26 protein-coding genes and 1 tRNA gene are annotated in these 23,939 nt (G+C 66.9%); 13 read left to right on the forward strand and 14 right to left on the reverse strand.

The features are described from left to right. Window positions 1-12 precede the first annotated feature (12 nt). Complete coding sequence (locus L8G49_RS07755; protein ID WP_242183657.1) at window positions 13-561, forward strand: hypothetical protein; 549 nt, start codon at window positions 13-15, stop codon at window positions 559-561. A 115-nt stretch (window positions 562-676) separates the two neighbouring features. Here the strand turns inward: L8G49_RS07755 and L8G49_RS07760 are convergent, their stop codons facing one another. The 3 genes from L8G49_RS07760 to L8G49_RS07770 all read right to left on the reverse strand — a co-directional run bounded on the left by L8G49_RS07760 (window position 677) and on the right by L8G49_RS07770 (window position 3,617). Next, window positions 677-1,963, reverse strand: coding sequence for a homoserine dehydrogenase (locus L8G49_RS07760; RefSeq protein ID WP_242183659.1), 1,287 nt, complete (start codon window positions 1,961-1,963; stop codon window positions 677-679). A gap of 140 nt (window positions 1,964-2,103) precedes the next feature. Next, complete coding sequence (locus tag L8G49_RS07765; protein WP_242183661.1) at window positions 2,104-3,057, reverse strand: 2-oxoglutarate and iron-dependent oxygenase domain-containing protein; 954 nt, start codon at window positions 3,055-3,057, stop codon at window positions 2,104-2,106. A gap of 140 nt (window positions 3,058-3,197) precedes the next feature. Then, window positions 3,198-3,617, reverse strand: coding sequence for a DUF3597 domain-containing protein (locus tag L8G49_RS07770; protein ID WP_242183664.1), 420 nt, complete (start codon window positions 3,615-3,617; stop codon window positions 3,198-3,200). Window positions 3,618-3,752: 135 nt separating this feature from the next. Between L8G49_RS07770 and L8G49_RS07775 the strand changes: the two genes are divergently transcribed. From L8G49_RS07775 to L8G49_RS07785, 3 genes are all read left to right on the forward strand, one after another. Continuing rightward, window positions 3,753-4,985: a multidrug effflux MFS transporter gene (locus tag L8G49_RS07775; protein WP_242139965.1), complete on the forward strand. Its 1,233-nt coding sequence runs from the start codon at window positions 3,753-3,755 to the stop codon at window positions 4,983-4,985. Between the two features lie 96 nt (window positions 4,986-5,081). Continuing rightward, window positions 5,082-5,435 carry a DNA primase gene (locus L8G49_RS07780; protein WP_242139966.1) on the forward strand — a complete coding sequence of 118 codons (354 nt, stop codon included), beginning with the start codon at window positions 5,082-5,084 and terminating at the stop codon, window positions 5,433-5,435. 141 nt (window positions 5,436-5,576) lie between these two features. Then, complete coding sequence (locus L8G49_RS07785; RefSeq protein WP_242183665.1) at window positions 5,577-6,293, forward strand: hypothetical protein; 717 nt, start codon at window positions 5,577-5,579, stop codon at window positions 6,291-6,293. Between the two features lie 21 nt (window positions 6,294-6,314). Here the strand turns inward: L8G49_RS07785 and L8G49_RS07790 are convergent, their stop codons facing one another. Together L8G49_RS07790 and L8G49_RS07795 are read right to left on the reverse strand one after the other, a co-directional pair. Further along, window positions 6,315-6,521: a hypothetical protein gene (locus L8G49_RS07790; RefSeq protein WP_242139968.1), complete on the reverse strand. Its 207-nt coding sequence runs from the start codon at window positions 6,519-6,521 to the stop codon at window positions 6,315-6,317. 58 nt (window positions 6,522-6,579) lie between these two features. Further along, window positions 6,580-6,756, reverse strand: a complete 177-nt coding sequence (locus L8G49_RS07795) for a hypothetical protein (RefSeq protein WP_242183673.1) — start codon at window positions 6,754-6,756, stop codon at window positions 6,580-6,582. 70 nt (window positions 6,757-6,826) lie between these two features. Between L8G49_RS07795 and L8G49_RS07800 the strand changes: the two genes are divergently transcribed. Beyond that, window positions 6,827-7,534 carry a Crp/Fnr family transcriptional regulator gene (locus tag L8G49_RS07800; protein ID WP_242183675.1) on the forward strand — a complete coding sequence of 236 codons (708 nt, stop codon included), beginning with the start codon at window positions 6,827-6,829 and terminating at the stop codon, window positions 7,532-7,534. A 21-nt stretch (window positions 7,535-7,555) separates the two neighbouring features. Here the strand turns inward: L8G49_RS07800 and L8G49_RS07805 are convergent, their stop codons facing one another. Continuing rightward, window positions 7,556-8,227, reverse strand: a complete 672-nt coding sequence (locus L8G49_RS07805; RefSeq protein ID WP_242183684.1) for an alpha/beta hydrolase — start codon at window positions 8,225-8,227, stop codon at window positions 7,556-7,558. Window positions 8,228-8,519: 292 nt separating this feature from the next. On the opposite strand from L8G49_RS07805, the gene L8G49_RS07810 reads away from it, so the two are divergent. From L8G49_RS07810 to proC, 5 genes are all read left to right on the forward strand, one after another. Then, window positions 8,520-9,278, forward strand: coding sequence for a TlyA family RNA methyltransferase (locus L8G49_RS07810; protein WP_242183686.1), 759 nt, complete (start codon window positions 8,520-8,522; stop codon window positions 9,276-9,278). A 64-nt stretch (window positions 9,279-9,342) separates the two neighbouring features. Further along, a complete protein-coding gene (locus L8G49_RS07815) occupies window positions 9,343-9,924 on the forward strand; it encodes a TspO/MBR family protein (protein ID WP_242183687.1) in 582 nt (193 codons plus the stop codon). A 20-nt stretch (window positions 9,925-9,944) separates the two neighbouring features. Then, on the forward strand, window positions 9,945-10,244 hold the full coding sequence (locus tag L8G49_RS07820; RefSeq protein WP_242183689.1) for an accessory factor UbiK family protein: 300 nt from the start codon (window positions 9,945-9,947) through the stop codon (window positions 10,242-10,244). Window positions 10,245-10,352: 108 nt separating this feature from the next. Further along, entirely contained in the window at window positions 10,353-10,853 is a 501-nt protein-coding gene (locus tag L8G49_RS07825) for a YbjN domain-containing protein (protein ID WP_242140180.1), read from the forward strand. A 34-nt stretch (window positions 10,854-10,887) separates the two neighbouring features. Further along, entirely contained in the window at window positions 10,888-11,667 is a 780-nt protein-coding gene (gene proC, locus L8G49_RS07830; protein WP_277923126.1) for a pyrroline-5-carboxylate reductase, read from the forward strand. Between the two features lie 72 nt (window positions 11,668-11,739). Here proC and L8G49_RS07835 read toward each other — a convergent pair whose 3' ends face one another. Then, window positions 11,740-12,228, reverse strand: coding sequence for a MarR family transcriptional regulator (locus L8G49_RS07835; RefSeq protein WP_242183701.1), 489 nt, complete (start codon window positions 12,226-12,228; stop codon window positions 11,740-11,742). A 72-nt stretch (window positions 12,229-12,300) separates the two neighbouring features. On the opposite strand from L8G49_RS07835, the gene L8G49_RS07840 reads away from it, so the two are divergent. Then, on the forward strand, window positions 12,301-13,452 hold the full coding sequence (locus L8G49_RS07840; RefSeq protein WP_242183704.1) for a branched-chain amino acid aminotransferase: 1,152 nt from the start codon (window positions 12,301-12,303) through the stop codon (window positions 13,450-13,452). A 64-nt stretch (window positions 13,453-13,516) separates the two neighbouring features. After that, a tRNA-Gln gene (locus L8G49_RS07845) sits at window positions 13,517-13,591 on the forward strand. Between the two features lie 56 nt (window positions 13,592-13,647). On the opposite strand, the gene L8G49_RS07850 is transcribed toward L8G49_RS07845, so the two are convergent. From L8G49_RS07850 to L8G49_RS07860, 3 genes are read right to left on the reverse strand one after another with little or no spacing between them, the layout of a single operon-like run. After that, a complete protein-coding gene (locus L8G49_RS07850; RefSeq protein ID WP_242183705.1) occupies window positions 13,648-15,141 on the reverse strand; it encodes a tryptophan halogenase family protein in 1,494 nt (497 codons plus the stop codon). Beyond that, window positions 15,138-16,193, reverse strand: a complete 1,056-nt coding sequence (locus L8G49_RS07855; RefSeq protein WP_242183714.1) for a cupin-like domain-containing protein — start codon at window positions 16,191-16,193, stop codon at window positions 15,138-15,140. Before L8G49_RS07855 ends, L8G49_RS07850 begins: the two co-directional genes overlap by 4 nt. Then, window positions 16,180-16,914, reverse strand: a complete 735-nt coding sequence (locus L8G49_RS07860; RefSeq protein WP_242183724.1) for a SapC family protein — start codon at window positions 16,912-16,914, stop codon at window positions 16,180-16,182. Before L8G49_RS07860 ends, L8G49_RS07855 begins: the two co-directional genes overlap by 14 nt. Before the next feature lie 186 nt (window positions 16,915-17,100). On the opposite strand from L8G49_RS07860, the gene L8G49_RS07865 reads away from it, so the two are divergent. Beyond that, window positions 17,101-18,372, forward strand: coding sequence for an MFS transporter (locus tag L8G49_RS07865; protein WP_242183726.1), 1,272 nt, complete (start codon window positions 17,101-17,103; stop codon window positions 18,370-18,372). Between the two features lie 39 nt (window positions 18,373-18,411). Here the strand turns inward: L8G49_RS07865 and L8G49_RS07870 are convergent, their stop codons facing one another. From L8G49_RS07870 to otsB, 4 genes are read right to left on the reverse strand one after another with little or no spacing between them, the layout of a single operon-like run. Next, complete coding sequence (locus L8G49_RS07870; protein ID WP_242183736.1) at window positions 18,412-19,725, reverse strand: cation:proton antiporter; 1,314 nt, start codon at window positions 19,723-19,725, stop codon at window positions 18,412-18,414. Window positions 19,726-19,774: 49 nt separating this feature from the next. Beyond that, entirely contained in the window at window positions 19,775-21,172 is a 1,398-nt protein-coding gene (otsA, locus tag L8G49_RS07875) for an alpha,alpha-trehalose-phosphate synthase (UDP-forming) (RefSeq protein ID WP_242139983.1), read from the reverse strand. Beyond that, window positions 21,169-22,950, reverse strand: coding sequence for a glycoside hydrolase family 15 protein (locus tag L8G49_RS07880; RefSeq protein WP_242183738.1), 1,782 nt, complete (start codon window positions 22,948-22,950; stop codon window positions 21,169-21,171). Before L8G49_RS07880 ends, otsA begins: the two co-directional genes overlap by 4 nt. Then, on the reverse strand, window positions 22,947-23,699 hold the full coding sequence (otsB, locus tag L8G49_RS07885; protein WP_242183747.1) for a trehalose-phosphatase: 753 nt from the start codon (window positions 23,697-23,699) through the stop codon (window positions 22,947-22,949). Before otsB ends, L8G49_RS07880 begins: the two co-directional genes overlap by 4 nt. Between the last annotated feature and the right edge of the window lie 240 nt (window positions 23,700-23,939).

Here is a 23,939-nt window from a genome sequence, read left to right on the forward strand (position 1 = left end):
AGCTTGCGTTCCATGCTGTTGCTGATCCTCGCCGCGCAGGTCGCGACATCCGCCCCGGTCGCGCCCTTGTCCGCGCCGTCGTCCGCGCCGTCGAAGCCCGCGTGGTCGATCCTCGAGCCGGTCGGGACCGAACCGTGCAAGCCGCATGACGGCGCCACGGCCAAGCCCGACGATATCATCGTCTGCGGCAACCCGCTGCCGTCGCAGGCGCTGCCCTATCCGAACGAGGTGGTGCTCGATCGCCCGAAACCGTCCAACCCGTACATGACCGGGGCGGGGGCGCTGGCGGTGGAGGACAGCGCGCCCTGCGCAACGATGCAGCACGGCTGTGGCGGCGGTGTCCAGTTCTTCACCGGCGGGACACAGGTCGTACGGCTGGTACAGAAGCTCGTGTCGCCGGGCAGCTGTTGCGAGGACCCGGGCGAGGCGACCGATCCGATGCGGCTCGGCAAGGATATTGCGCACGGGATCGGTGGTGTGTTTCGCAAGAAGCCGGACAAGTCGGGCCGCGTGCCGATTGCGCTCGAGGATGGGCCGCGGCGGTCGGTGATATTGCCTTGAGCCCCTCCCCTTCAGGGGAGGGGTCGGGGGTGGGGCAGTGCCTCGCAGAGATCTAGTTTCTGCTGGACTCCCCCACCCCAACCCCTCCCCTGAAGGGGAGGCGCTTTAGAAGAACTCACCCCAGGATATGCATCCACAGCGGCTGTCCGACGAGGCTTTGCGACCCGCGCAACCGCTCGAGTGCCTGAGCGACCGCGCGCTCCGGGCCTTCGTGCGTCACGATTGCCACCAGCACCGAGCCGTCCGCCATTGCGCCCCGCTGCATCAGGCTTTCGATCGACACGCCGGCGTCGCGCATCGCCGCCGCGATCTCCGCCAGCACGCCGACGCGGTCGGCGACGGTGAAGCGGACATAGGCACGGCCACGGCGATCGCCGGTGTCCGATAATGCCTGCGGCGTGAGCGCGTCGGCCGGCATGGCGAAGGCCGGGCCGAATTCACCGCGGGCGATATCGATCAGGTCCGCTACGACCGCACTCGCGGTCGGCCCGTCGCCGGCACCCGCCCCCTGGAACAGCAATCGCCCGACGAAATTGCCCTCTGCGACCACGGCATTGGTCGCGCCGGTCACATGCGCCAGCGGATGGCTGACGGGCACGAGATGCGGGTGAACGCGCTGGAACAGCCCCGCTTCCCCCGATTCGGCGACGCCGAGCAGGCGGACGCGATAGCCCAGCGCCGCCGCCTCGGCGATGTCGGCGGCGAGCACGTGGCGGATGCCGCTGGCCGCGACATCGGCAAAGGCCGGGCGGGTGCCGAAGGCGAGGCTGGCGAGCAGCGACAGTTTATGCGCGGCATCGACCCCGTCGATGTCAAAGCTCGGGTCCGCCTCCGCGAAACCGAGCGCCTGCGCTTCGGCAAGGACTTCGGCGAAGTCGCGGCCTTCGGCTTCCATTTTGGACAGGATGAAATTGCACGTGCCATTCAGGATGCCATAGACCCGCTCGATCTCATTGGCGGCCGCTCCCTCGCGCAGTCCCTTGATGACCGGAACCCCACCGGCGACGGCCGCCTCGAACTTGAGCGCCACGCCAGCCTGTTCCGCCGCGCGGGCGAGTTCCAGACCGTGATGCGCCAGCATCGCCTTGTTCGCGGTGACGAAGCTCTTGCCCGCGCCGAGCGTCGCACGGGCTAGCGTCAGGGCAGGCCCGTCGGCGCCGCCGACCAGCTCGACGACCACGTCCGCGCCAGAATGCGCGAGCGCGGTGGTGTCATCGACCCACTGGAACCGTGCGATATCGACCCCGCGGTCCTTCGACCGGTCGCGCGCGGACACAGCGACGATCTCGATCGGCCGTCCGGCGCGGCGCGCGATCAACGCACCGTTGGTGTCGAGCAGTCGGATCACACCTGCGCCAACCGTGCCGAGCCCGGCGAGCGCAATGCGAAGTGGTTCGGTCATCGTCCAGGTCCCCCGTCACCCCGGCGTCGTGCCGGGGTCCACCGCGCAGCGCGTCCGCTGATGACGAAGCGCGCTGTCCGCGGCATCGCGCTAGCGGAGGAGGGGACCCCGGAACAAGTGCGTGAGCGCGGTCACGGGCGCTATTTCTTGATGAGACCGATTTCGACGAGCCGCTCGTGCAGATAATCGTGCGCGGTGATCGGCGTCGGGTATCGATCGGGGTTTTCCGCCGTGATCGTCGCGGGCAGCGTCTCGATCAGGAAATCGGGGGCGGGATGCAGGAAGAACGGCATCGAGTAGCGCGAATGCCCGCGCCGCTCCGCCGGCGGATTGACGACGCGGTGCGTGGTCGACGGCAGCAGGTGGTTGGTGAGCCGCTGGAGCATGTCGCCGACGTTGACGACCATCGCACCCTCGGGCGGCTTGATCGCAAGCCAGTTGCCGTCCTTGTCGAGCAGCTCGAGCCCGGTTTCCTCTGCCCCCAGCAGCAAGGTGATCAGGTTGATGTCTTCATGCGCCCCGGCCCGGACCCCCGGTGCGTCGGCGGGGATCGGCGGATAGTGCAGCAGGCGCAGCACCGAATTGCCGTCCCGCACGGCCGTGTCGAACCAGTCGGGCGCCAGCCCGAGATGGCGCGCGATCGCCGACAGCAGCCGGTCGCCGGCGGTGTCGAACGCGGCGAAGAGGTCGATGAAGGTCTCGCGGAATCCGGCGGGCTGATCCGGCCAGACGTTCGGGCTCATCTGCGCCTCGAAACGGTGCCCCTTCGCCAGCTCGCGACCGACATGCCAGAATTCCTTGAGGTCGACATGGCTCGCGCCCTTGGCGATCTCGGTCTTGAACGGGGTGTAGCCGCGCGCGCCACCGCCGCCGGGGGCGAAATAGGCGCGCTTGGTTTCCTCGGGCAGGGCAAAGAATGCCTCGGTCATCGCCCAGGCGCGCGCGATCAGATCGGCGGGAACGCCATGATCGGCGACGACCGCAAAGCCGAACCGTTCGAACGAACCACCGAGCGCGGCGGCAAAGGCGGCAGGATCCTTGGCTTCATCGGCAAGCGAGAGCGCGGGAACCTGCGCGGCGGGGGAATCAGACATGGGCACCGTCCATCACACGAGAGTTGCCGCGCTCTATCGCGAAATGCCGCCCCGGAACAATCGTGGTCATCCGGTCGGCTTCGCGCCGGTCTGGCGCCGCCATGCCCGTTCGGGAATGGCGGCGCGCACGATCGCTGCGCTCAGTGCGTCAGCTCGGCCGGAACCGTGCCGCCCGACTGGGCGAGCTTTGCCATCACCTGCTTCTGCAGCCAGACGTTCATCGTCGCGCTGTCATTGGTGTCGCCAGTGAAGCCCAGCTCCTTGGCGAGTTCCAGCCGGTTGGCATGGCTCGAGTCGAGATCGAGCACCTTCATCAGGTCGACGATCGACGTGCGCCAGTTGAGGTCCTGGCCCTTTGCTGCGGCCTTTTGCGTCAGGATGGCTTCGACGTCGACCGGTGCGGACGGGGCTGCCGGTGCCTGCGCCGGTGCTGCCGGTGTGGGATTGCCCGGATCGGACGGCGTGTTCATTTGCGGCATCGACGGCGACGACGGCGCCGCCTCGACCGGAGCGGCCTTGTGACCCCAGATGGCGTCCTTGATCTTGCTGAAGATACTCATCGTCCTGCTCCTCCATTGGTGCTGCAGGCGGAATGCCCCGGATGGGTGTCCGTTCCGCGAAAATCGGTTGCCGCTACGGCAGAACGGCGTTTTGCAGGGGTGACCTGCGCGTGCGGCTGGGGCATGGCCTGGGCCATGTCCGATCGTGTACTTCCTGTCGAACGGGTCGAGGGCCCGCCGATCCGTCTGGTCGAGTTCGTACCGCTGGTCGCCGCGCTCATGGCACTGGGCGCGCTGGGGATCGATTCGATGCTCCCAGCCTTGCCGGACATCGCGCGCCGCCTCGGGGTCGATGCGATCCTCGATGGGCCATTGATCCTGACCGTGTTCGTCGTCGGCCTTGGCGTGGGGCAGCTCATCCACGGGCCGCTCACCGATCGTTTCGGGCGACGTCCGGTGCTGATCGCGGGCCTCGTGTGCTATGCGCTCGGAAACTTGCTGGCGGGCGTCGCGAGCAGCTTCGTGTTGCTGCTGATCGTCCGGTTCATCACCGGCCTCGCGATCGCATCGAGCCGCGTCGTCACGATCGCCCTGATCCGCGACTGTTTTTCCGGCCGCGCCATGGCGCAGGTAACCAGCCTGGCGTTCATGGTGTTCATGGCGGTGCCGATCGTCGCCCCGAGTTTCGGACAGGCGGTCCTGTTGATCGGATCATGGCGACTGATTTTCGAGGTGATCGCGGGCGCGGCGCTGGCGTGCCTGATCTGGTTCGCCGCGCGCATGCCGGAAACCCTGCCGGTCGACCGGCACGTGCCGCTGTCCATCCTGACGCTGGCCCGCGGCTGGCGCCAGACCCTGTCGGATCGCTTTTCGCTTGGCTATACCGCCGCCGCCATGATCGCGCAGGGGGCGATCTTCGGCTATCTCAGTTCGATCCAGCCGATCATGGAGCATGTCTTCCACCGGCCCGCGCTGCTGGGCGGGGTGTTCGCGGCATCGGCCGGGACGATGGCGGTGGCGAACCTGCTCAACTCGCGGATCGTCATGCGGATCGGGATGCGGCGCATCTCGCAGACCGCGCTGGTGGTGATGATCCTGTCGTCCGGCGCCGGCCTGCTGGTCGGGCGGGCGGGCGATGAATCGCTGCTGCTGTTCGTGGTGTTGCAGGCGATCACCATGGCGTGCTTCGGCCTTGCGACCTCCAACATGTCGGCGATGGCAATGGAGAACATGGGCGCGATCGCGGGCACGGCGTCTAGCGTCCAGGGCTTCTTCGGCATCACGTTCGGCGGCCTGATCGGTTGGGCGATCGGACGGAGCTTCGACGGGACGACCGTTCCGCTGCACGCCGGCTTCTTTATCGCAGGGGTGATCGGGCTGATGCTCGCGGCAATCGTGGAACGCGGACGGCTGTTTCGGCCGACCTGACCGATTTGCTAATCCGATGCGGAACCGATCCAATTCTGCTAGGTTCGCTTCCGTAACCGCCACCTGCATCGGGCCGGGGCGAACGGGAGACTCGACATGAGCATTGGTGGCCATCAGGTGCCCGGCGAAGGCCCGGGCGACGACGGTTTCGACGAAGAGGGCTATGACGAAAGCCAGCGTGCCGAAATCCTCGAAGTCACGCGCGACGGCCCGACCGACGGCACGATCCTGACGGATCTCAACCCCGACATCGTTTCCGAAAACGACGACGACGACGAGAACGAGGACGACCTCTCGATGGAGGACGACGATCTCGCCGGGGAAGACGACGACGCGGACGAGGATGAAGACGACCTCGACGAGGACGACGTTCAGGACGAGCTGGACGACGGCAGTGTCGACGACGACGACGCGCTCAAGGATCGCGACGACGCCGCATTGCGTCCGTGATGGTCCGCGGTGGATCGGCCGTGCCGGTCCGCCGCAGGCATGGTCCGCCAGGATCCCGCACAGGTCGCGCGCGGAACGGGTTTACCGGTTCGTCGTTATGCCAACCCGCCGATCTCCAACCCCTAGCGTGCGAGCCATGCCATGTCGTCCAGACTGCTGATCTCCGTCTCCATCCTCGTCCTGTCGGGATGTGCACGCAGCGAACCGGTCGATAACAGCACCGTCAACATCAACGCCGCCGCGATCGCCGCGCAGGGGACGGTGGACGCCTATGGCGACAATATGTTCGAGGCGGAAGACAAGGGTTCGGCAGCGAATGCCACAGTGTCCGACACGGATCCTTCAGCAGCGGAGCCGGGGAACACCATGCTCGAACCGCTCGATCCGCCCGCGCCCGGGACGGCCGGCGGCCTGCCGAACGACCGCACGCCCCAGTCGGAAGCCCGTTTCCCGCCCGATAGCGCGCAAGGCGCCGCAAACGTGCTGCAAACCTATTATGCGCTCCTGAGCGCGCGCCGGTTTGCCGATGCCCGCGCGCTGTGGCAGCCGAGCGCGCCGGGTGCCGGTCGCGATGTCGCGGAATTTACCAAGACGTTCGACCGGTTCAGTGAATATCACGCAAACATCGGGGCGCCGGGCCGGATCGATGCCGGCGCGGGCCAGCGCGACGTGACGGTTCCGGTGCAGGTCTATGGGCGGCTGAGCGCCGACCGCTCACCGTCCTACGCGATCGGAAGCGCGGTGTTGCACCGTGTCGCTGCGGTGGACGGAGCCAGCAAGGACCAGCGTGCGTGGCGAATCGCCAGCATCACGCTTCAGCCGGTGACGCGCCCAGTGACGAATGCCGTGCCGCGTTGACGCGCGGGTCCAAGCCGTCGTTCATTCATTCTGCAGCGCGTTGGCAAGCGTCGCCAAATCCTGCGGCGAGACGGCGCTGCCGGTGGCGTCGGTGATGCTGGCGACGGGCTTGGCTTGGCCGGCGTGATGAGCGGGGGCGAAGCCAACCGTGTCCACCGCGGTCCACAGGATGCCCGCCGCCCAGAACAGCGCGGACCAGCGGCTGACGAAGATTTTGCGGAACGGCACGGACCGACGATGTCACCGCCGGGTTAAGCATCTGCGCCGCTACACGGTTAACGGCGCGTTATCCGCAGGATTCACCGGTCTGCTCGGCTTGTTTCGCCGCCTGTTCGATATGTTTCGCCGAACGCTTGGCGGCGTTGGGCGTAAAGGACTCGGCCATGCCGTCTGGACCGTCCAGCAGGACTTCGCCCTCTTCGGCTACGGCCTCGATCGGTTTGTCGTGCGGATTCTTGGCCAAGGTCGCGTCTCCCTCTGGACAAAACGCGGTGCCCACGGCCATGTTCCGCGCGAGGGGTTCCATAACCGGCATGTATATTGATCTGTTTCTGAAGACGCATCGCACGCCCGTGCTGGATGCGGACGAGGTCGCGGCGCTCGATGCGAGCGTCGCTCGCTGCACGACGTTCTCGGCACGACAGATCTTCATCCGCCAGCACACGCCGCTGACTCAGTGCACGCTTCTCCTCGAAGGCTTTGTCGAACGGTTCAAGGACACGCCCGAAGGCCGCCGGCAGATCCTCGCGATTCATGTCCCGGGCGATTTCGTCGACCTGCACAGTTACCCGCTCAAGCGGCTCGAGCATTCGGTGGCCGCGCTGACCGATATCCGCGTCGCGCTGTTCCCGCATCCCGCGATCCACGCCTTGACCGAAAAGTCGGCGACCATCACCGAGCTGTTGTGGAAATCGACGATGATCGATGCGGCGATCAACCGGGAATGGATCGTCTCGGTGGGCGCGCGTGGCGCCGCGATCCGCTTGGCGCATTTGTTCTGCGAGATGTTCGTGCGGCTGGAACGGGCGGGCATGGCCTCGGGCGACAGTTTCGCGCTGCCGCTGACCCAGGTGGATCTCGCCGACGCGACCGGACTGACCGCCGTCCACGCCAATCGCATGCTGCGGCAATTGCGCGAGGACGGGCTGGTCACCTTCCGCCAGGGAGTCGCCACGATCCTCGACTGGCCAAAGCTGCGGGCCTTTGCCGAGTTCGATCCGACCTACCTGTTCCTCGACTGACCCGGCACGGCGCGCGCCGCCTCAGCGCGGCAGGTAATGGGCCTGCGCCGCGTCGGTCGCATTCACCGCCAGGATCGACCGCGCCTCGCTTTGCGGCAGCGGGCGTCCCTGGCGGTCGGCGGATGCGCCGATCACGCGGTCGAGCAATTCCTGCCCTTCCTGCCACCAGCCGATCCCGCTTGCGGCATTGAGATGCCCCTGCGCGCCGGCATCGACGAAATGGCTTCCCCATCCGACTGCGAGGCTGTGGGCGCGGTCGATCGTGATCCACGGGTCGTCGCGGCTCGCCACGACGATCGAGGGGAAGGGCAGCGGTGCCGCCGGCGTCGGCCCGAACGTCGCAAGTTCCGCGCGCACATCGGCACGGTCGACATCGGCCGGCGCCACCAGCAGGGCGCCCGCGACCGGCCAGCCATAGGGCTGGCGGGTCATTTCCGCCCACCAGGCGACCGCAAGGCAGCCGAGACTATGGGCCGCAAGGACCACCGGAGCCTTGGCGTCGCGGATCGCCTGGTCGAGCTTCGTCACCCAGGCGTTGCGATGCGGCGTGTGCCACATGCCAAGCTCCACCCTGACGGTGTCGGGACGCGCCGATTCCCATAGCGTCTGCCAGTGCGACGGACCCGAGCCGCCGAAGCCAGGGACGGTAAGGATGGTCGGTTGCACGGGTTCGTAACTCGAGAAGCGACCCATCGATGCTCTCCCACTTGGAATGGAGACGTGACCGCCCGTGCTCTAGGGGGACGCCGTGCGGCCACGCCTCCCGGTTCCCAAAGCTATTCCTATTAAACTAGTAGGCAATAGTGCTGCGGCGAAAGGAAGGACGGATGCGCCGGTCCGAAAAGCCGCTCTCGGCGCCCTGCGCATTTGCGTCGACCGGCCGTCGGAGCGCCCGCGCGGGGCCGCGCGACTCGCCGCGCTTGGGCTGGCGCGCGAAGCTTGTTAGGGGGGGCTATGCGCAGTCCCGTCTTCCCGCCGTATTCCCATGCCCAAAACCAGGGCTGACCAATTGCTGGTCGATCGCGGGCTGGTCGAGAGCCGGACGCGCGCGCAGGCGCTGATCATGGCGGGGCTGGTCTTCGCCGGCGATCGCAAGGTCGAAAAGCCGGGGCAGGCCGTGGCCGACGACGTCCTGCTCGACGTGCGCGGGCGCGACCACCCCTGGGTTTCGCGCGGCGGGATCAAGCTGGCGCACGGGCTCGATGCGACCGGTTGGGATGTCACGGGCACGGTGGCGATCGACGTGGGCTCGTCGACCGGCGGGTTTACCGACGTCTTGCTCCAGCGCGGCGCCACGCGGGTCTATGCAGTGGACAGCGGCACCAACCAGCTCGCCTGGAAGATCCGCCAGGACCCCCGCGTGGTGGTCCATGAACAGACCAGTGCGCGCATCCTGACGCCGGCGCATATCCCGGAGCCGATCGACCTGATCGTCTGCGACGCCAGCTTCATCGGTTTGGCCAAAGTGCTCGAAGTGCCGCTGCGGTTCGGCCGGGCGGGCGCACGGCTGCTGGCCTTGATCAAGCCGCAGTTCGAGGCGGGGCGGGGCGAGGTCGGGAAGGGCGGCGTCGTCCGCGATGCCGCCGTGCATGCCAGGGTCTGCGACGAGGTTGCGGCCTGGCTGGTCGGGCAGGGGTGGCGCATCGTGACGCTGGTCGAAAGTCCGATCACCGGTCCCGAAGGCAATGTCGAGTTCCTGATCGGGGCAGTTCACGATGCAACCCCGGCTGACGCGCAAAATTAGCGCGCCACCCTTTGCGCGGCATCTTCTATAGCGGCGCGGGGATCCGATAACGCGAGACAAGGGAATGCGCGACATGGCGACCAACGGAACGGGCAGTATCGCCTCGCGCGGGCAATTGCGGGCCGGCTTCCTGCGCTGGCTCGGCGTGACCGTGCCCCTGATGCTGTTGCTCGGCTTCGGGGTCGCGCAGTTCGTCCCCGCCGGAAAGGACAATATCTGGTACAGCGCGCTGACCAAGCCAGCGCTGAACCCGCCGGATTGGGCTTTTCCGGTTGCCTGGTCGCTGCTGTACGTGCTGCTCGGGGTAGTCCTGGCGATGGTCCTCAACGCCCGCGGCGCGCGGTTGCGCACCCCCGCGCTGATCGTGTTCTTCCTGCAGCTTGCCGTGAACCTGTCCTGGTCCCCGTTGTTTTTCGGGCTGCATCAGGTCGTCGTCGCGCTGGTCGGGATCGGACTGATGGTCGGGTTGACGATGCTCATGTCGATCCTGTTCTCGCAGGTGCGCGGGCTGGCAGCCGTGCTATTGCTGCCCTATCTTGCCTGGCTGCTGTTCGCGGCGTATCTCAACTACGAGATTCTGGCGCTCAACCCGGGGGTGGAAAGCCTTGCGCCCGGTGCGAAGACCACCCAAATCAGCCCCAGATAAGTTCGATTGGATTCCCGCGCATGCAAGCCGACAACAAGATCTTCGATGATTTCGCCAAGCTCATCAACGGCGCTGCCGGGACCCTCGCGGGGGTCGGGCGCGAAGCCGAGGCCGGCGCGCGTGCGCGCGCCCGCGAGTGGATCGGCGGCCTCGATTTCGTCTCGCGCGACGAATTCGAAGTCGTGAAGGCAATGGCCGTCGCCGCACGCGAGGAAGCCGATGCGTTGCGTGCGCGGATCAATGCGCTGGAAGGCAAGGCATCCGCGTCGTCCGCCAGCAGCAGCAGCAGCTTTACCTCGCCCCCCGAAACCGGAGTCTGACCTCATTTTATCCACAGCTAATTCGACGCGTCTTGTCACCTGCCGCTTGTGTCGTCGCGCCGAAGCGGCCACGCTTTGTTGCGTAATGCGGACGGGAGGCTCCGAATGATGTTGGATGAAGCCGATTTCGACCGCGAGGACGCCGCGCCGATCGACATGCTCGAGAGCTATTTCGCGGCGCATGGCTGGGATTACGAGCGGCAGGACGACGAGGTCATCGCCAAGGTCAAGGGCAGCTGGGCGCAATACGAATTGCGCGCGCTGTGGCGGGACGAGGATGGCGTCATCCAGTTTCTCGCCTTCCCGGACATCAAGGTCGCCGACGACAAGCGCGCCGCGATGTACGAGGCGATCGGGCTGATCAACGAGCAGCTCTGGGTCGGGCATTTCGAATTATGGTCGTCCAGCGGGATCCTGCTGTATCGGCATGCCGCGATGATCGACGGCGACGGTGGGACGTTGTCGCTCGGGTCGGCCGAACTGATGGTCGAAAGCGCGATCGACGAGTGCGAGCGTTTCTATCCGGTGTTCCAGTTCATCCTGTGGGGCGGCAAGACCCCCAAGGAAGCGCTGGCCGCCGCCATGACCGAAACCCAGGGCGAAGCCTGAGACCGTGTGTGCAGCATGGCCAGGCCGTGTCTGGATGGTCGGATGCGGTAATATGGGTGGCGCGATGCTGCGCCGGTGGATCGCCAGTGGCGTGCTGGACGCTACTGCGGTCGACGTCGTCAATCGCACCGACCGTGACCTGCCGGACGGCGTCCGGCAAGCACGCGATCTTCCGTTGGGGCCGTTGCCCGACCTGATCATGCTGGCGATGAAGCCGCAGCAGATCGACGAGATCGCCGCACGCTTTGCCGGGCGGCTGGCCGGAGTGCCGATGCTCGTGTCGATCCTTGCCGGGGTCGAGGAAGATGCACTGGCAGCACGCTTCGGGGCGTCCGCGATCATTCGGGCGATGCCCAATCTTCCGGTCGGGATCGGCAAGGGCGTGGTCGCGCTCGACAGCGCCAGCGCGGATGCCGCCGCGCGCGCCACGATCGACGGTCTGATGGCACCGCTCGGTCTGGTCGAGTGGGTCGCGCCGGCGCAGTTCGATGCGGTAACGGCGCTGGCCGGGAGCGGGCCGGCCTTCCTCTACCGCTTCATCGATTCGCTTGCGGGCGCAGGGGTGGCGCAAGGGTTGGCGCCCGATCAGGCGCAGCGCCTCGCGCTGGCGACGGTCGAAGGGGCAGGGTTGCTCGCTGCGGCGGCGGACGTCGCGCCCGGTGTCCTGGCGGACCAGGTAGCAAGTCCGGGCGGATCGACGCGCAAGGGTCTCGACGTGCTTGATGCGGGCGGTGCGCTGGATGCGTTGCTGCGGGAGACGATTGCAGCGGCTACGCGGCGAAATGCCGAGATGGCGGCCGCCGCGCGCGGGTAAGGCGCGGGATCGCGCGCCCTGAGGGAAGTTGCCGATCCGGAGCGTAGCTATTCTGCTACCCCCGGTCGCGCGTTACTCGTGCGGTCCGGAAAGCCGGGCCAGATCCGCTTCGCCGATCATTCCCTCGAGCACCGACCAGAAACCGCTGACTGCATTCTGCCCGGCCCGCGCATAAGCCCGCGACCAATGCTGACGGACCATTTCGAACAGCTCCTGTTCGAGCGCTATCCCCGCCGTCGAGAGTCGCAGCAGGCGCTGGCGCCGGTCCCGCTCGCCGACCCGCGTCTCCACCAGATCGCGGTCGACCAGCTCGTTCAGCACCCGCCCGAGCGACTGCTTGGTGATGCCAAGCAGGCTCAGCAGCGCGCTGACCGTCAGATCCGGATGACGGGCGATGAAGTACATGGCGCGATGGTGCGCGCGACCAAGCCCCATCTCGCTCAGTCGACTTTCGGTCGAGCGCGCGAGTGTGCTCTGGGCGAAGTACAGCAATTCCATGCCGCGACGAATTTCGGGTTCGCGGAGAAAGAGCGGTGAAGCAGAGGCGATTGCGGTTGCCATTGTTGACCGCGTTTGACGCGTCCCGTACACCCCTTCAACCCCCAAATTGTCGCAATATGTCGCAAGGATATCATGCCGAACACCGTTACGCTCGCCAGCGGTCATCCTGCCGATCCCGCATCGACCGCCGCGCCCGGCTCCGTGCCGGTCTTCGCCTTCGAGCCCAACGCCGCGCCGCTCGCCGCGAACGAGCGTGCCGCGCAACTGGTCAACCCCGGGTTCGGCAAGGTCTTTACCGATCACATGGTCACGATCCGCTATAGCGAGCAGCAGGGCTGGCACGATGCCAAGATCGTCGCACGCGCACCCTTCACGATGGATAGCGCGTCGGCGGTGCTGCATTATGCGCAGGAAATCTTCGAGGGAATGAAGGCCTATCGCCTCCCCGACGGCGGCGCCGCGCTGTTCCGCCCCACTGCCAACGCCGCGCGCTTCCGCAAGTCGGCCGAGCGGATGGCGATGGTCCCGTTGCCCGAGGATCTGTTCGTCGAGTCGGTCCGCGCGATCGTCCGGCAGGAGGCCGACTGGATTCCGGACATCGACGGTGGTGCGCTGTACCTGCGCCCGTTCATGATCGCGAGCGAGGTGTTCCTCGGGGTGAAGCCCTCGACCGAATATCTCTACGCGGTCATCGCATCGTCGGTCGGTGCGTATTTCAAGGGTGGTGCGCCCGCGGTCACGCTGTGGGTGTCGCAGGACTATACCCGCGCCGCGCCCGGCGGGACCGGCGCGGCCAAGTGCGGCGGCAATTATGCCGCCAGCCTGATCGCGCAGGCCGAGGCGACGCGGCAGGGGTGCGATCAGGTGCTGTTCCTCGACGCGGTCGAGCGCCGCTGGATCGAGGAGCTGGGCGGCATGAACATCTTCTTCGTGTTCGACGACGGCACGATCCAGACCCCGCCGCTGACCGGCACGATCCTGCCCGGCATCACGCGGGAATCCCTGATCACGCTGGGACGGGACATGGGCCTGACGGTGCGCGAGGAACCCTATGCGATCGACCAGTGCCGCGCCGATGCGGCGAGTGGCCGGCTGCGCGAGGCGTTCGCCTGCGGGACCGCCGCAGTGGTCACGCCGATCGGCACGATGAAGCTCGTCGACGGCGCGTTCGACATCGGCGACGGCGGTGCGGGCGAGACGACGCTGCGGCTTCGCCAGGCGTTGATCGACCTGCAACGCGGTGTCGCGCCCGATCCGCACGGTTGGCTCGAGCGGGTAATCTAGCCTTTCCCGCATTTTTTCGGTTTGCATCGGGGCACGCGCAGCTTAAAGGCCTGCGCTCCCGGATTGGGGCGTCGCCAAGTGGTAAGGCAGCGGCTTTTGATGCCGCCATTCGCAGGTTCGAACCCTGCCGCCCCAGCCATCCCGGACTAAACCGCGATGGCGCCCCACCCGGCACGCATCGAACCCATCCAAATCTCAGGCTTTTGCGTACCGTTCGAGGAAGGTCGCGTGCGGCGGTAGCCGGTCGACCGTTGCCGTGATCCCGCGCCGGAGGTCCGACAGGGCCCCCTGCAGCTGCGGTGTCGGCATGGTCGCCGGAAGGCGGTGGTGGCTGCGCGGGGTCACGCCCTGACCGAGCATGACCTCGATCCAGCTATCGGTGCGGAACAGCTCGTCCTTGTCCTGATAGGCCATGGCGGATTCGCGGAACAGGGCGATACGGCTGGCCAGGCTATCGGGGATCGGCATCGTCTGGCGGGATTGCCAGAAGGGCGTGTCGTCGCGCTGAGTCAGGACGTAGTGCAGGATGATGAAGTCGCGGACCTGCTCCCACTCGCGGCGGGTGCGCTGGTTGAAGCGGTCCGCCAGCGCGGCGCTGTCATCGCCGAACGGAAAAGTCTGGATCAGCCAGGTGATCGCCACCATCACGAGATGGATGCTGGTCGATTCGAGCGGCTCGACGAAGCCGCTGGCGAGCCCGAGCGACAGGCAATTGCCGTTCCACACCCGGCGCCGCATCCCGCTGGTGAAGCGGATCTGACGCGGCTCGAACAGCGGCTTGCCGTCGATGCCCGCCAGCAACCGATCGCGCGCGGCGTCGTCCGACAAATGCGCCGAGGAATAGACCAGCCCGTTGCCCGTCCGATGCTGCAACGGGATCTGCCAGCGCCAGCCCTCGCCATGCGCGATTGCCCGCGTATAGGGGACGGGGCCATCCAGCGTTTCGCTCTGCACGGCGAAGGCGCGGTCCGTCGGCAGCCAGTGTGACCAGTCCTCGAACCCGGTCTTGAGCGTGTCCTCGATCAGCAGCGCTCGGAACCCGGTGCAATCGATGAAGAAATCCCCGTCGATCCGTGCGCCCGAGGCGAGCACGAGCGTGGTGATCGTGCCCCGCTCGCCGTCGCGCTCGACCTGCGCGATACGGCCCTCGATGCGCCGGACGCCGGACGGTTCGGCGATGCCGCGCAGGAAGCGCGCATAAGCGGTCGCGTCGAGGTGGTAGGCATAGGCCAGCGTCTGGTCGCGATCGAGCGCGAACCGCTTCGCCGCGGCGGCCTGCAGCTCGAGCGAATAGTCGCCATAGTCTCCGCCGAACCCGCGCGCGCGCGCCTCCAGCCAGAAATGCTGGAAGTCCGCGACGAACGTCGATCGCCCCACCGACCCGAAGGCGTGGAAATAGCGGGCGTCGATCCGGTCCCAGTTTTCGAAGGAAATACCGAGCTTGAAGGTCGCGTTCGTCGCGCGGATGAATGCATCTTCGTCGACGCCGATGAACTGGTGGAAGGTGCGGATCGTCGGGATGGTGGATTCCCCCACGCCAACCGTCCCGATCTCATCGGATTCGACCAGGGTAACGTCGACCAGTCCGGCGAGTTGCCGGATCAGCGCCGTTGCGGCGAGCCAGCCGGCCGTCCCGCCGCCGGCGATGACGACGCGCTTGCGCGGGCGAGTCGAGGATGCGTCGGTCATCGATTGAGCTTCTGCGCGACCATCGCGCGCAAGCGCCGCGCGGCCATTGCGTCGAGCGGGGCGAGCGGGCCCTGCGCGATCGCCGGAAGATGCGCGGTCGCCGTTTCGGTCGGACCGAACAGATAATGATCAAACATCGCGCGCCATGCCTGTTTTTCGGAATCGGGCCGTCCGCGCAGGCTGAGCAGCCCGTGCAGCAACGTCGTCATCGGGGAATCGAGAAACGCGGGAACACTGTTCCACCAATAGTTCACCAGGATGTTGAACCCGTCCAGTGCCTCGACGTGGTGCCACCACAGGGCGGGGTAGACGAGCACGTCGCCTGGCTCGAGTTCTGCCACCTCGGCGGCGGCGAGCGCATCGGCGAAACGGGGGTAGCGCGTCAGGTCGGGCGCGCGCAGATCGACCATGCTGACGACCTGTCCGGCGGGGGTCGGGTCGATCGGGCCGGGATAGAGGTTGCTGGTCTGGTCGGGCGGAAACAAGGTGAAGCGCCGTCGTCCAGCAACGCACACTGCCAGATTGTTCGACATGTCCCAGTGCGTCGCCGCGATCGTACGGTTGCCGATCCAGATGCTCGCCAGCGGCGGATGCTCGGCGAAGGTCCCGTCAGCCGGGACGATGTCATTCGCGGCCCGCAGGCCGGGCAGGAACATGTCCAGATCGGTCGAGCCGACGTAGAGCGAGGGCGCTTCCTCGGAGTCCGGCAGGGTAAGCAGACGGTCGAGCACGGCGCCCAGCGCGGCTCGTTCGCTGGTGAAGTTCATCGCCGTGCCGTCGGCGGTATAGTGGAATCGACCGCGGATCGCGGGATCGCCGACATAGACCACCACCGGCCGCCCGCCGTCGACAGCGCGCAGCATCGTTGCCGCCGCCGTCGGCGATGCCAGGCCGGCGCGGACGAGCGGCCAGTCGCAGGCGGCCCCCTTCAGGATGACCGGTCGCCCCTCCGCGATCAGCGCGCTGACCGCGATCGCGTCGGCGGCAATCCCGGCGCGCGCTTCGGTGCGCCGGATCGGGGCCGGGCCGGCCGACGGTTCAGCGCGCGCCATCGCGCGTCCGCTTGCGCTCGATCAGCGCGGAGATGTTGCCGAGCGACGTGATCGCCCAGACCGCGCAGCGCAGGAAATCGCCCGCATGAAGGGCGGCCAGCGCGGCGCCGTCCAGTCTGGCGAAGCGCTCGGCAGATACCACGAAGACCTCCGGTATGGAGTAGCGCCGCCCATCGCCCACGTCGACGTCGAGCGTCGCTTCGTCCAGCAGGTCGGCTGCGACAAAGGCGGCGATCATGTCCGGCAGGATCTGGTTGCCGGCAAAGACCGTCCGCAACACTCCGCCGACGTGGTCGAGATACGGTGCGTTGCCGCCATGATCGAGGAACACCGGCTCGCCCTTCGTGCGGCTGACCCGGGGGTCGGCGAGATCGATGTGGATCATCGGGTCGCCGGGCTCACCGGGCGCCGGGAGGCCGATCGAGAACGGGCCGCGTTGCATCAGGGCGGGGATGAAACGCGCCTTCCATTCCGTGCCCTCGACGAACAGGTTTTCCCCCCGGTCAAGCCCGAGCAGCACCGTCGCGCGAAACGCGCCGGAGTCGCTGCGGCGGAACAGGATGGTATATTCGCGGGAAAGCGCATCGAATTCGGTCGGGAAGACGGTGATCTCGTTGACCTCGTCGCCCCAGGCCGTGCCGCGGTCGGTCAAGATGCGGACATCGTGATGATCGACGTTGTTGAGCAGGACGGGGGTACTGGAAGGGACGGTGCCGGCCATGTCGCTTGTGCGCTTTCGTGAAGGTCTGCTGCTTCTGACACGAAGCAAAGCCGCTTCATAGCGGGGTTGCTGCGCGTAACGACCGGGTCGCCTCGCCTGACGCGACCTGCCGCTGCGGTTTTTCCGGATCACGCTACCAACGCGGTCATTGCACCAGTGCATCGACCGGGTAGACAGGTTTCACCGATGCGCGATCCCGTTCCACGCCCTTGTGCTACCGCTGCCGCAGCAGAACATGATCAGGCGCGCGCGCGCCGCATGTTCCGGCTGTCGATCGGGACCTATTTCATGGGTGGCTTCGTGGTGTCGCTGGTCAGCTTGCTGGTGCTGCGGCTCAAGTTGTTGATGGAACTGGACTACGCGCAATCGTCTTTGGTGCAGTTTTCGTTTCATTCCAGCTATTTACTGTTCGCCTTGCCGATAACGGCGGTACTCGTCGGGATTGGCTACATGCGCGGCCTTGCCACGGGGCTGCTCGTCATGGCGCTGGGATGCATCGGTTTCACCGCTGCGGCGGCACTGCACAGCTATCCGGCGGTGCTGCTGGCGCTGCTCACCTTGGCGGGCGGAGTGACGTTCCTGCAGATCGCAGCGAGTGTCGTGGTTGCGGTGGTCGAGCCACAGCAGCGTGCGATCCCCCGGATGACGCTGTTGCAGGGCTTCAACTCGATCGGCACCGTTCTGGCGCCGCTGGTCGGGGCCTGGTTCTTCTTCGGCGATGCCGCGGTCGAATCCCGGGCGCATGCCTGGGGTATGCTCGAACTGCCGTTTCTCGCCGGCGCGGTGGTCCTGCTCGCGCTTGCGGTGGCTTTCTGGGCGCATCGCAACCTGCTGGCAGGCATGCCCCCGCCGCGACGGGTGAAGCTTGCGGAACTGCGCCTCGTGCTCGCGGATCCGAAACTGGTGGCGGGATCGTTGGCGATGTTCGCCTATGTCGGGGCCGAGGTGACGATCGGCGGGCTGCTCGCGAGTTACCTGGTATCCCCGCAGATCCTGTCCGTCGCGCCGGTCGTGGCGGGGCGGTTGGTCAGCCTGTACTGGGCGGGCGCGATGCTCGGGCGATTTGCCGGGGCGGCGGTCCTTACGCGCGTTGCGCCGCCGCGCCTGCTCGCGGTCGCCGCGGTCGCGGCGATGGTCCTCGTGCTCGTCGCGACCCGCGCGGAAGGGGTCGCGGGCGCCGCCGCGCTGATCGCGGTCGGGCTGTGCAATTCGATCATGTACCCTACGCTCTTCGCGCTGTCCTTGCCGGAGGATCAGAGCGTTGCGCCATATGCGTCGATGGCGTTGTGCATGGCGGTGGTCGGAGGCGCGGTGGTCCCGCTGCTGACCGGGTGGCTGGCGGACCGGGTCGGGCTGGCACCCTCGCTCCTGCTGCCTGGCCTCTGCTACCTCGGAATCGCGATCTTCGCGCTTGCCTGCACCAGGCGCTGGGCCGGCCCCGGGGCGGTGCCGACCTGACTGCGCCGGGGTGACGAGCGGGCCGAGGTCCGTCCGGGTTCAGCCCGATGCCGTGCGCGACGCTTGCTCTTCGCCGTCCGACGGACCGCGCCGGGCAGCGGCCCGCGCGGAACCCCGATTGCGGCGGCCGAGCCGCTTTTCGCGGCGCGCATCGGCATGGGCCATCAACGGCGTGGCGGTCATGCCATGCACCACGATCGAGAGCAGAATGGTCGCGCCGGCGATCGCCCATATCTGCGACCGTTCACTGAATTGCGCACGGTTGAAGGCATATTGCAGGTAGAATAACGTCCCGATGCCGCGGATCCCGAAAAACCCCATCAGCCGTTTCGACAGCCCGGGCGTATCGGTCCCCGCGAACGCCAGCAGGCTGGCGAGCGGGCGGATGACGAACACGATCGCCACGACGAGCAGGGCGCCCCACAGGTCGAGCGGTGCAAGCAACCCCCGTCCGACCGCCCAGCCGAACAGGACCATCACGACCGTCATCAGGACGCGCTCGATCTGACCCGAGAATTCCGACATGGCGGCATGGAATTCATTGTCGGGACAGGTCGAGCGGATCGTCAGCGCGGCGATGAACACCGCCACGAAACCGTTGCCGTGCAGCACGACGGTCAAGGCATAGGCGCAGAACGTCACGCCGATCGCGACCAGCCCGTCGCCCGTGTCCGACAGCTTGGCGGCAGGCAGGCGGAACATGAGATAACCCGCGCCCGCGCCGAGTGCCCAGCCGATCGCGACGCCGAGCACCAGATCGAGCGCGACCTGTACCAGCGACCAGTGCAGCCAGTCGACGGTGCCACTCTGGAGGCTGATCGCCAGCAGGATGAAGGGGAAGGCAAGACCGTCGTTGAGACCCGCCTCCGACGTCAGGCCGAACCGGGTTTCGCCGTCCTCACCCTGCGTTGGCGGGCCGGTCTGGACGTCGGCGGCAAGCACCGGGTCGGTCGGGGCCAGCGCCGCTGCCAGCAGCAGTGCCGCTCCGACACCGAGACCACCGCTCCAATGCGCCGCGGCGAAGACGACGATCATGGTCACGGGCATCACGATCAGCAGCAGGCGCCACGTCGATCGCCAGCGCCGCCACCCGAACTTGCGGTCGAGCCGCAATCCCGCGCCCATCAGCGCGATCAGCACGATCCCCTCGTTGAGATGCTCCAGCGTCGAATCGTGCGTCAGCGCCGACCGGCTCGCGCGGAACCACGGTGTCAGCGACAGCAACAGGCCAAGGGCGATGCAGATGATCGGCAGTGACAGCGGCAGCCGCCGGAGCAACAGCGGCAGCCACGCCGCGAGCAGGATCAGCACGCCGATCCCGAGCAGGATCATTTCATGAGGGAGTTGGAGCATCCCCCCTAACGACCGACGTCCCGCTTAGGCTCCTTGCCATCCCGTCCCGTCAGGCCGCGGCGGACGTCGCGGGCATTTCGGTTGCCATCAGCGCCGACAGGAACGTCTCCCGCCACCAGTTGATGTCCTGCTGCTCGATCGAATCCATGCACGCCCGCCACCGCCGGATCCGTTCGTCCTTGTCCATCCGCAGCGCCTTCAGGATCGCGTCGGACATCTCCTCGGCGCTGTACGGATTGACGAGCAGCGCCTCGCCCAGCTGTGCCGCTGCACCTGCGAAGCGCGAAAGGATCAGCACGCCGGGATCTTCCGGATCCTGCGCCGCGATATATTCCTTCGCGACGAGGTTCATACCGTCGCGCAGCGGCGTGACGAGACCGATCTTCGATGCGCGATAGATCCCCGCCAGCGTATCGCGGCCATAGCCCTGGTTGACGTAGCGGATCGGCACCCAGTCGACGTCGGCATAGGCCCCGTTGATCCGGCCCGACAGGCTTTCCAGCGTGTTGCGGATCCGCTGGTAACTTCCGACCGCGCCGCGCGAGGGCGGCGCGATCTGCAGCAGGAAGACTTCCTTGCGCTCTTCCGGATGCTCGACGAGGAAGCGTTCGTAGCCGAGGAAGCGTTCCTCCAGCCCCTTGGAATAATCGAGCCGGTCGACCCCGACGATCATGTCGCGCCCGTCCGCGCTGTCCCGCATCCGGCGATAGGTCAGCCGCGCCACGACGCTGCGCGCGAGATCGGCGAACTCGGGCGCGTCGATCCCGATCGGGCAGGCGAGCACGCGGACGCTGCGGTCCCCGAGCGTGACGACACCATCCTCGACCGTCGCGCCCATTTCGAGTCGCGCGAAGTCCATGAAACTCTCGAGCCATTCCTCGGTGTGGAAGCCTATCACGTCATAGGCGAACATCCGCCGGACGAGTTCCTGCGCCTCGGGCAGGATCGACAACAGCCGACGCGGCGGCCACGGAATGTGCAGGAAGAATCCGATCCGGTTCTTGCACCCGCGCTTGCGCAGCTCGTCGCCGAGCGGGAACATGTGGTAATCCTGGATCCACACGACGTCCTCGGCCTCGATCAGCGGCTGGACGGTCTCGGCGAAGCGCTCGTTGACGCGCTGGTATCCGCCCGCGAAGTCGCGCTCATATTCGGCCAGGTCGACCCGGTAGTGGAACAGCGGCCACAGCGTGCGATTGGCATAGCCGTTGTAATATTCGTCAATATCCTGCTCTTCCAGGTCGATCGTCGCGGTGGTGACGCCGTCGTTGCGATGGAAGTTGATGTCGCCGGTGAAATGGTCGGTCTGTTCGCCCGACCAGCCGAACCACACGCCGCGATACTGGCGCAGCGCCGACTGCAGCGCGACCGCGAGGCCGCCCTGTGCACCGGACTCCGACCCCTTGGGGGCGGAGACGCGGTTCGAGATGATCACCAGACGAGTCATCGGATCGAGCTCCACGGTTTGCTCAGCAGGGCGGCGCAATTGATCATGCCGACCAGCGAATAGGTTTGGGGGTAATTGCCCCACAGTTCGCCCGTCTCGGGCTCGATATCCTCGGACAGCAGGCCGGCGGCGGTCCGCCGTGCGAGCATCTCCTCGAACAAGGCGCGCGCGTCCTCGCTCCGGCCGGTGAAGTGCAGCGCCTCGATCAGCCAGAAGGTGCAGACGTTGAAGGCCGTCTCGGGCAACCCGAAGTCATCCTCGATCGCATAGCGCAGCATGAACGAGCCACGCCGCAATCCCTCTTCGGCGGCTTTCAGCGTATCGATGAAGCGCGGATCCGAGGGTTCGAGGAAACGCAGGTCCAGCAACTGCAACAGGCTCGCGTCGAGGTCGTCGCCGGAGAAGGTCGCGGACATTCGCCGTGTCTCCGGGCGCCACGCCGCGGTCTCGATCCGCTGCCGGATCGTGTCGGCGCGCTCCTGCCACAGCGCGTTGCGATCGGTCAGACCGAGCACGTGCGCGGCATTGGCGAGGCGGTCGCACGCCGCCCAGCACATCGCCGACGAATAGGTATGGACGCTCTGGCGCGTGCGCAGCTCCCACAGGCCCGCATCGGGCTGGTCGTAATTCGCCCAGGCGCGTTCGCCGACATGCTCGAGCGATTCGAAATCCTCGAGCCCGGCGAGCCGGAACAGCCGGGTGTCGAAAAACGCATGGACGCTGCACAGCACGATCTGGCCATAGGCGTCGTGCTGAATCTGCTCATACGCCTGATTGCCGACGCGCACCGGACCCATCCCGCGATAGCCGGGGAGATCGGGCGCGACGCGCTCCTCGAGTTGCGCTTCGCCGAGCACGCCGTACAGCGGCTGGATGTGGCCGCCCGCGGCAGCATCGACGATGTTGCGCAGATAGCCGAGATAGCCCTCGAGCACATCGAGCGCGCCGAGCCGGTTGAGCGCCTGCACGGTATAATAGGCATCGCGCACCCAGCAGTAGCGGTAGTCCCAGTTGCGCTGAGAGCCTGCATGTTCCGGGATGGAAGTGGTCATCGCGGCGACGATCGCGCCGGTTTCCTCATGCTGGCACAGCTTGAGCGTGATCGCCGAGCGGATCACGACGTCCTGCCATTCCAGCGGAATCGCGAGGCCGCGGACCCATTCCTGCCAGTGCGCGGTCGTCTTCGCCAACATCGCGTCGAGCGTCTCGGCAAGGTCGCCCGCAAAGCTCTCGTCCGGTCCGAGGAAGAAGTGCAGCGGGCGTTCGACGCGGAACGGCAGTTCGTTCTGGATCATCCCGACCGGTGCGGTCGTGCTGAGCCGCATCGCCATCGTCTCGAGCAGGAAGCGGATATGGTTCGACCCGCCGATCTTCTCGTTGCAGGTGCCACCCCAGCCGCAGGTCGGGCGCAGCGCGACCCGCACGCGAGGGCTGCCCGCGACGGGGCGCACGATCCGCGCGAACGACACCGGGCGATAGCTTCGGCCGCTGCTGACGAAGCGCGGGCAGAAATCGATCACCTCGATCGCGTTGCCGGTCGCATCGGTATGCCGCGTGACGAGGATCGGGGTGTTGCGGATGTACTGCTGTTCGACCGAGACACTGTCCTCGATCTCGATGGCCCAATAGCCGCGTTCGGGCGCCTCGCCGCCGAGCAGCGACGAGAAGAGCGGATCGCCGTCGATCCGCGGGACGCAACCCCAGACGAACTTGCCGGCGCGATCGATGAGGGCGCTGACCTGGCAATTGCCGATCGGCCAGAGATCGAGCGAGCTCATGCCGCCACCCCGCACGCGGCTTCGAGCCAGTCGAGCGTCGCCGCGACATCGGGGAGGCGGTAGGCCGCGCTGCTCGGGCGCGGCGCGCCGATCAGGATGCCCGCGCCGCCGAGATCCTTTGCCGCTGCCATCGCGGGTTCGTCGGTATCGTCGTCGCCGAGGAAGACGGGCGTGAACCTCGCCATCTGCGGGGTCGCCATCAGGCGGCGGAGCGCGGAGCCCTTGTCGCCGCCGCCGACGCGGAGCTCGACCATCATCTTGCCGGTCTGGAGATGGAGCGCGCTTTCGTCCGCGAGGGAGCGGGCGAGCGCATGCGCCTGCGGCTCCATCTCGGGGCAGGCACGATAATGCAGCGCCGCGCCAAAGGGTTTCTCCTCGACCAGCAGGCCGGGTGTCGCTTGAGCAAAGTCTTTCATGATGCCCAGAATACGATCGAGGGCGGGTGGTCGTTCCGGCAGCGTTCGCATTCCGTCGTGCGCCTGCACCTCCAGACCGTGACTTCCCGCGATCGTCAGCGGCAGCGGGCCGAACAGATCGAGGATGCTGTCGACCGACCGCCCGCTGATGATCGCGACGCGGTTGTCGAGTTTCGTGCGGAGCCGCTCGAGCAGGCTGGCGAGCCGGTCGTCGACGCTGACGAGTTCGGGGCGGGCGGCAAGCTCGACGAGCGTCCCGTCGAAATCGAGGAACAGCGCCGCGCCGCGCAACAGCGTGACGGGCGGGAGCGAATCCGGGGGGGGGGGCGTCATCCGCGCCCGATAGCAAGGCGGGGGGGCTGGCGTCACTCGAAACTGGCGGGGTTGGTGCGGTGGTGGGGGGGAGATGGTTGACGTCTGTCCATACGTCACCGAGAACGCTGTAGGGGCAAGCATGGAGGAAATCCCGTCCGTGCCCGTTGCGCGGTAAATGCTGAAACACGTTCAGCCTGATGGCGGTTAGGATAGGCTCGGGTCAGGTAGGAATCTAGAAGAGAGAGCGACCGCTTTCGC

Source organism: Sphingomonas sp. CARO-RG-8B-R24-01, from assembly GCF_022662295.1.
GTDB lineage: Bacteria > Pseudomonadota > Alphaproteobacteria > Sphingomonadales > Sphingomonadaceae > Sphingomonas.

Bases quoted from the DNA above. Each gene is read 5' to 3' on its own strand.
- L8G49_RS07755 (WP_242183657.1), top strand. From the start codon at position 13: ATGCTGTTGCTGATCCTCGCCGCGCAGGTCGCGACATCCGCCCCGGTC.
- L8G49_RS07760 (WP_242183659.1), bottom strand. From the start codon at position 1,963: ATGACCGAACCACTTCGCATTGCGCTCGCCGGGCTCGGCACGGTTGGC.
- L8G49_RS07765 (WP_242183661.1), bottom strand. From the start codon at position 3,057: ATGTCTGATTCCCCCGCCGCGCAGGTTCCCGCGCTCTCGCTTGCCGAT.
- L8G49_RS07770 (WP_242183664.1), bottom strand. From the start codon at position 3,617: ATGAGTATCTTCAGCAAGATCAAGGACGCCATCTGGGGTCACAAGGCC.
- L8G49_RS07775 (WP_242139965.1), top strand. From the start codon at position 3,753: ATGTCCGATCGTGTACTTCCTGTCGAACGGGTCGAGGGCCCGCCGATC.
- L8G49_RS07780 (WP_242139966.1), top strand. From the start codon at position 5,082: ATGAGCATTGGTGGCCATCAGGTGCCCGGCGAAGGCCCGGGCGACGAC.
- L8G49_RS07785 (WP_242183665.1), top strand. From the start codon at position 5,577: ATGTCGTCCAGACTGCTGATCTCCGTCTCCATCCTCGTCCTGTCGGGA.
- L8G49_RS07800 (WP_242183675.1), top strand. From the start codon at position 6,827: ATGTATATTGATCTGTTTCTGAAGACGCATCGCACGCCCGTGCTGGAT.
- L8G49_RS07805 (WP_242183684.1), bottom strand. From the start codon at position 8,227: ATGGGTCGCTTCTCGAGTTACGAACCCGTGCAACCGACCATCCTTACC.
- L8G49_RS07810 (WP_242183686.1), top strand. From the start codon at position 8,520: ATGCCCAAAACCAGGGCTGACCAATTGCTGGTCGATCGCGGGCTGGTC.
- L8G49_RS07815 (WP_242183687.1), top strand. From the start codon at position 9,343: ATGCGCGACATGGCGACCAACGGAACGGGCAGTATCGCCTCGCGCGGG.
- L8G49_RS07820 (WP_242183689.1), top strand. From the start codon at position 9,945: ATGCAAGCCGACAACAAGATCTTCGATGATTTCGCCAAGCTCATCAAC.
- L8G49_RS07825 (WP_242140180.1), top strand. From the start codon at position 10,353: ATGTTGGATGAAGCCGATTTCGACCGCGAGGACGCCGCGCCGATCGAC.
- proC (WP_277923126.1), top strand. From the start codon at position 10,888: ATGGTCGGATGCGGTAATATGGGTGGCGCGATGCTGCGCCGGTGGATC.
- L8G49_RS07835 (WP_242183701.1), bottom strand. From the start codon at position 12,228: ATGGCAACCGCAATCGCCTCTGCTTCACCGCTCTTTCTCCGCGAACCC.
- L8G49_RS07840 (WP_242183704.1), top strand. From the start codon at position 12,301: ATGCCGAACACCGTTACGCTCGCCAGCGGTCATCCTGCCGATCCCGCA.
- L8G49_RS07850 (WP_242183705.1), bottom strand. From the start codon at position 15,141: ATGACCGACGCATCCTCGACTCGCCCGCGCAAGCGCGTCGTCATCGCC.
- L8G49_RS07855 (WP_242183714.1), bottom strand. From the start codon at position 16,193: ATGGCGCGCGCTGAACCGTCGGCCGGCCCGGCCCCGATCCGGCGCACC.
- L8G49_RS07860 (WP_242183724.1), bottom strand. From the start codon at position 16,914: ATGGCCGGCACCGTCCCTTCCAGTACCCCCGTCCTGCTCAACAACGTC.
- L8G49_RS07865 (WP_242183726.1), top strand. From the start codon at position 17,101: ATGCGCGATCCCGTTCCACGCCCTTGTGCTACCGCTGCCGCAGCAGAA.
- L8G49_RS07870 (WP_242183736.1), bottom strand. From the start codon at position 19,725: ATGCTCCAACTCCCTCATGAAATGATCCTGCTCGGGATCGGCGTGCTG.
- otsA (WP_242139983.1), bottom strand. From the start codon at position 21,172: ATGACTCGTCTGGTGATCATCTCGAACCGCGTCTCCGCCCCCAAGGGG.
- L8G49_RS07880 (WP_242183738.1), bottom strand. From the start codon at position 22,950: ATGAGCTCGCTCGATCTCTGGCCGATCGGCAATTGCCAGGTCAGCGCC.
- otsB (WP_242183747.1), bottom strand. From the start codon at position 23,699: ATGACGCCCCCCCCCCCGGATTCGCTCCCGCCCGTCACGCTGTTGCGC.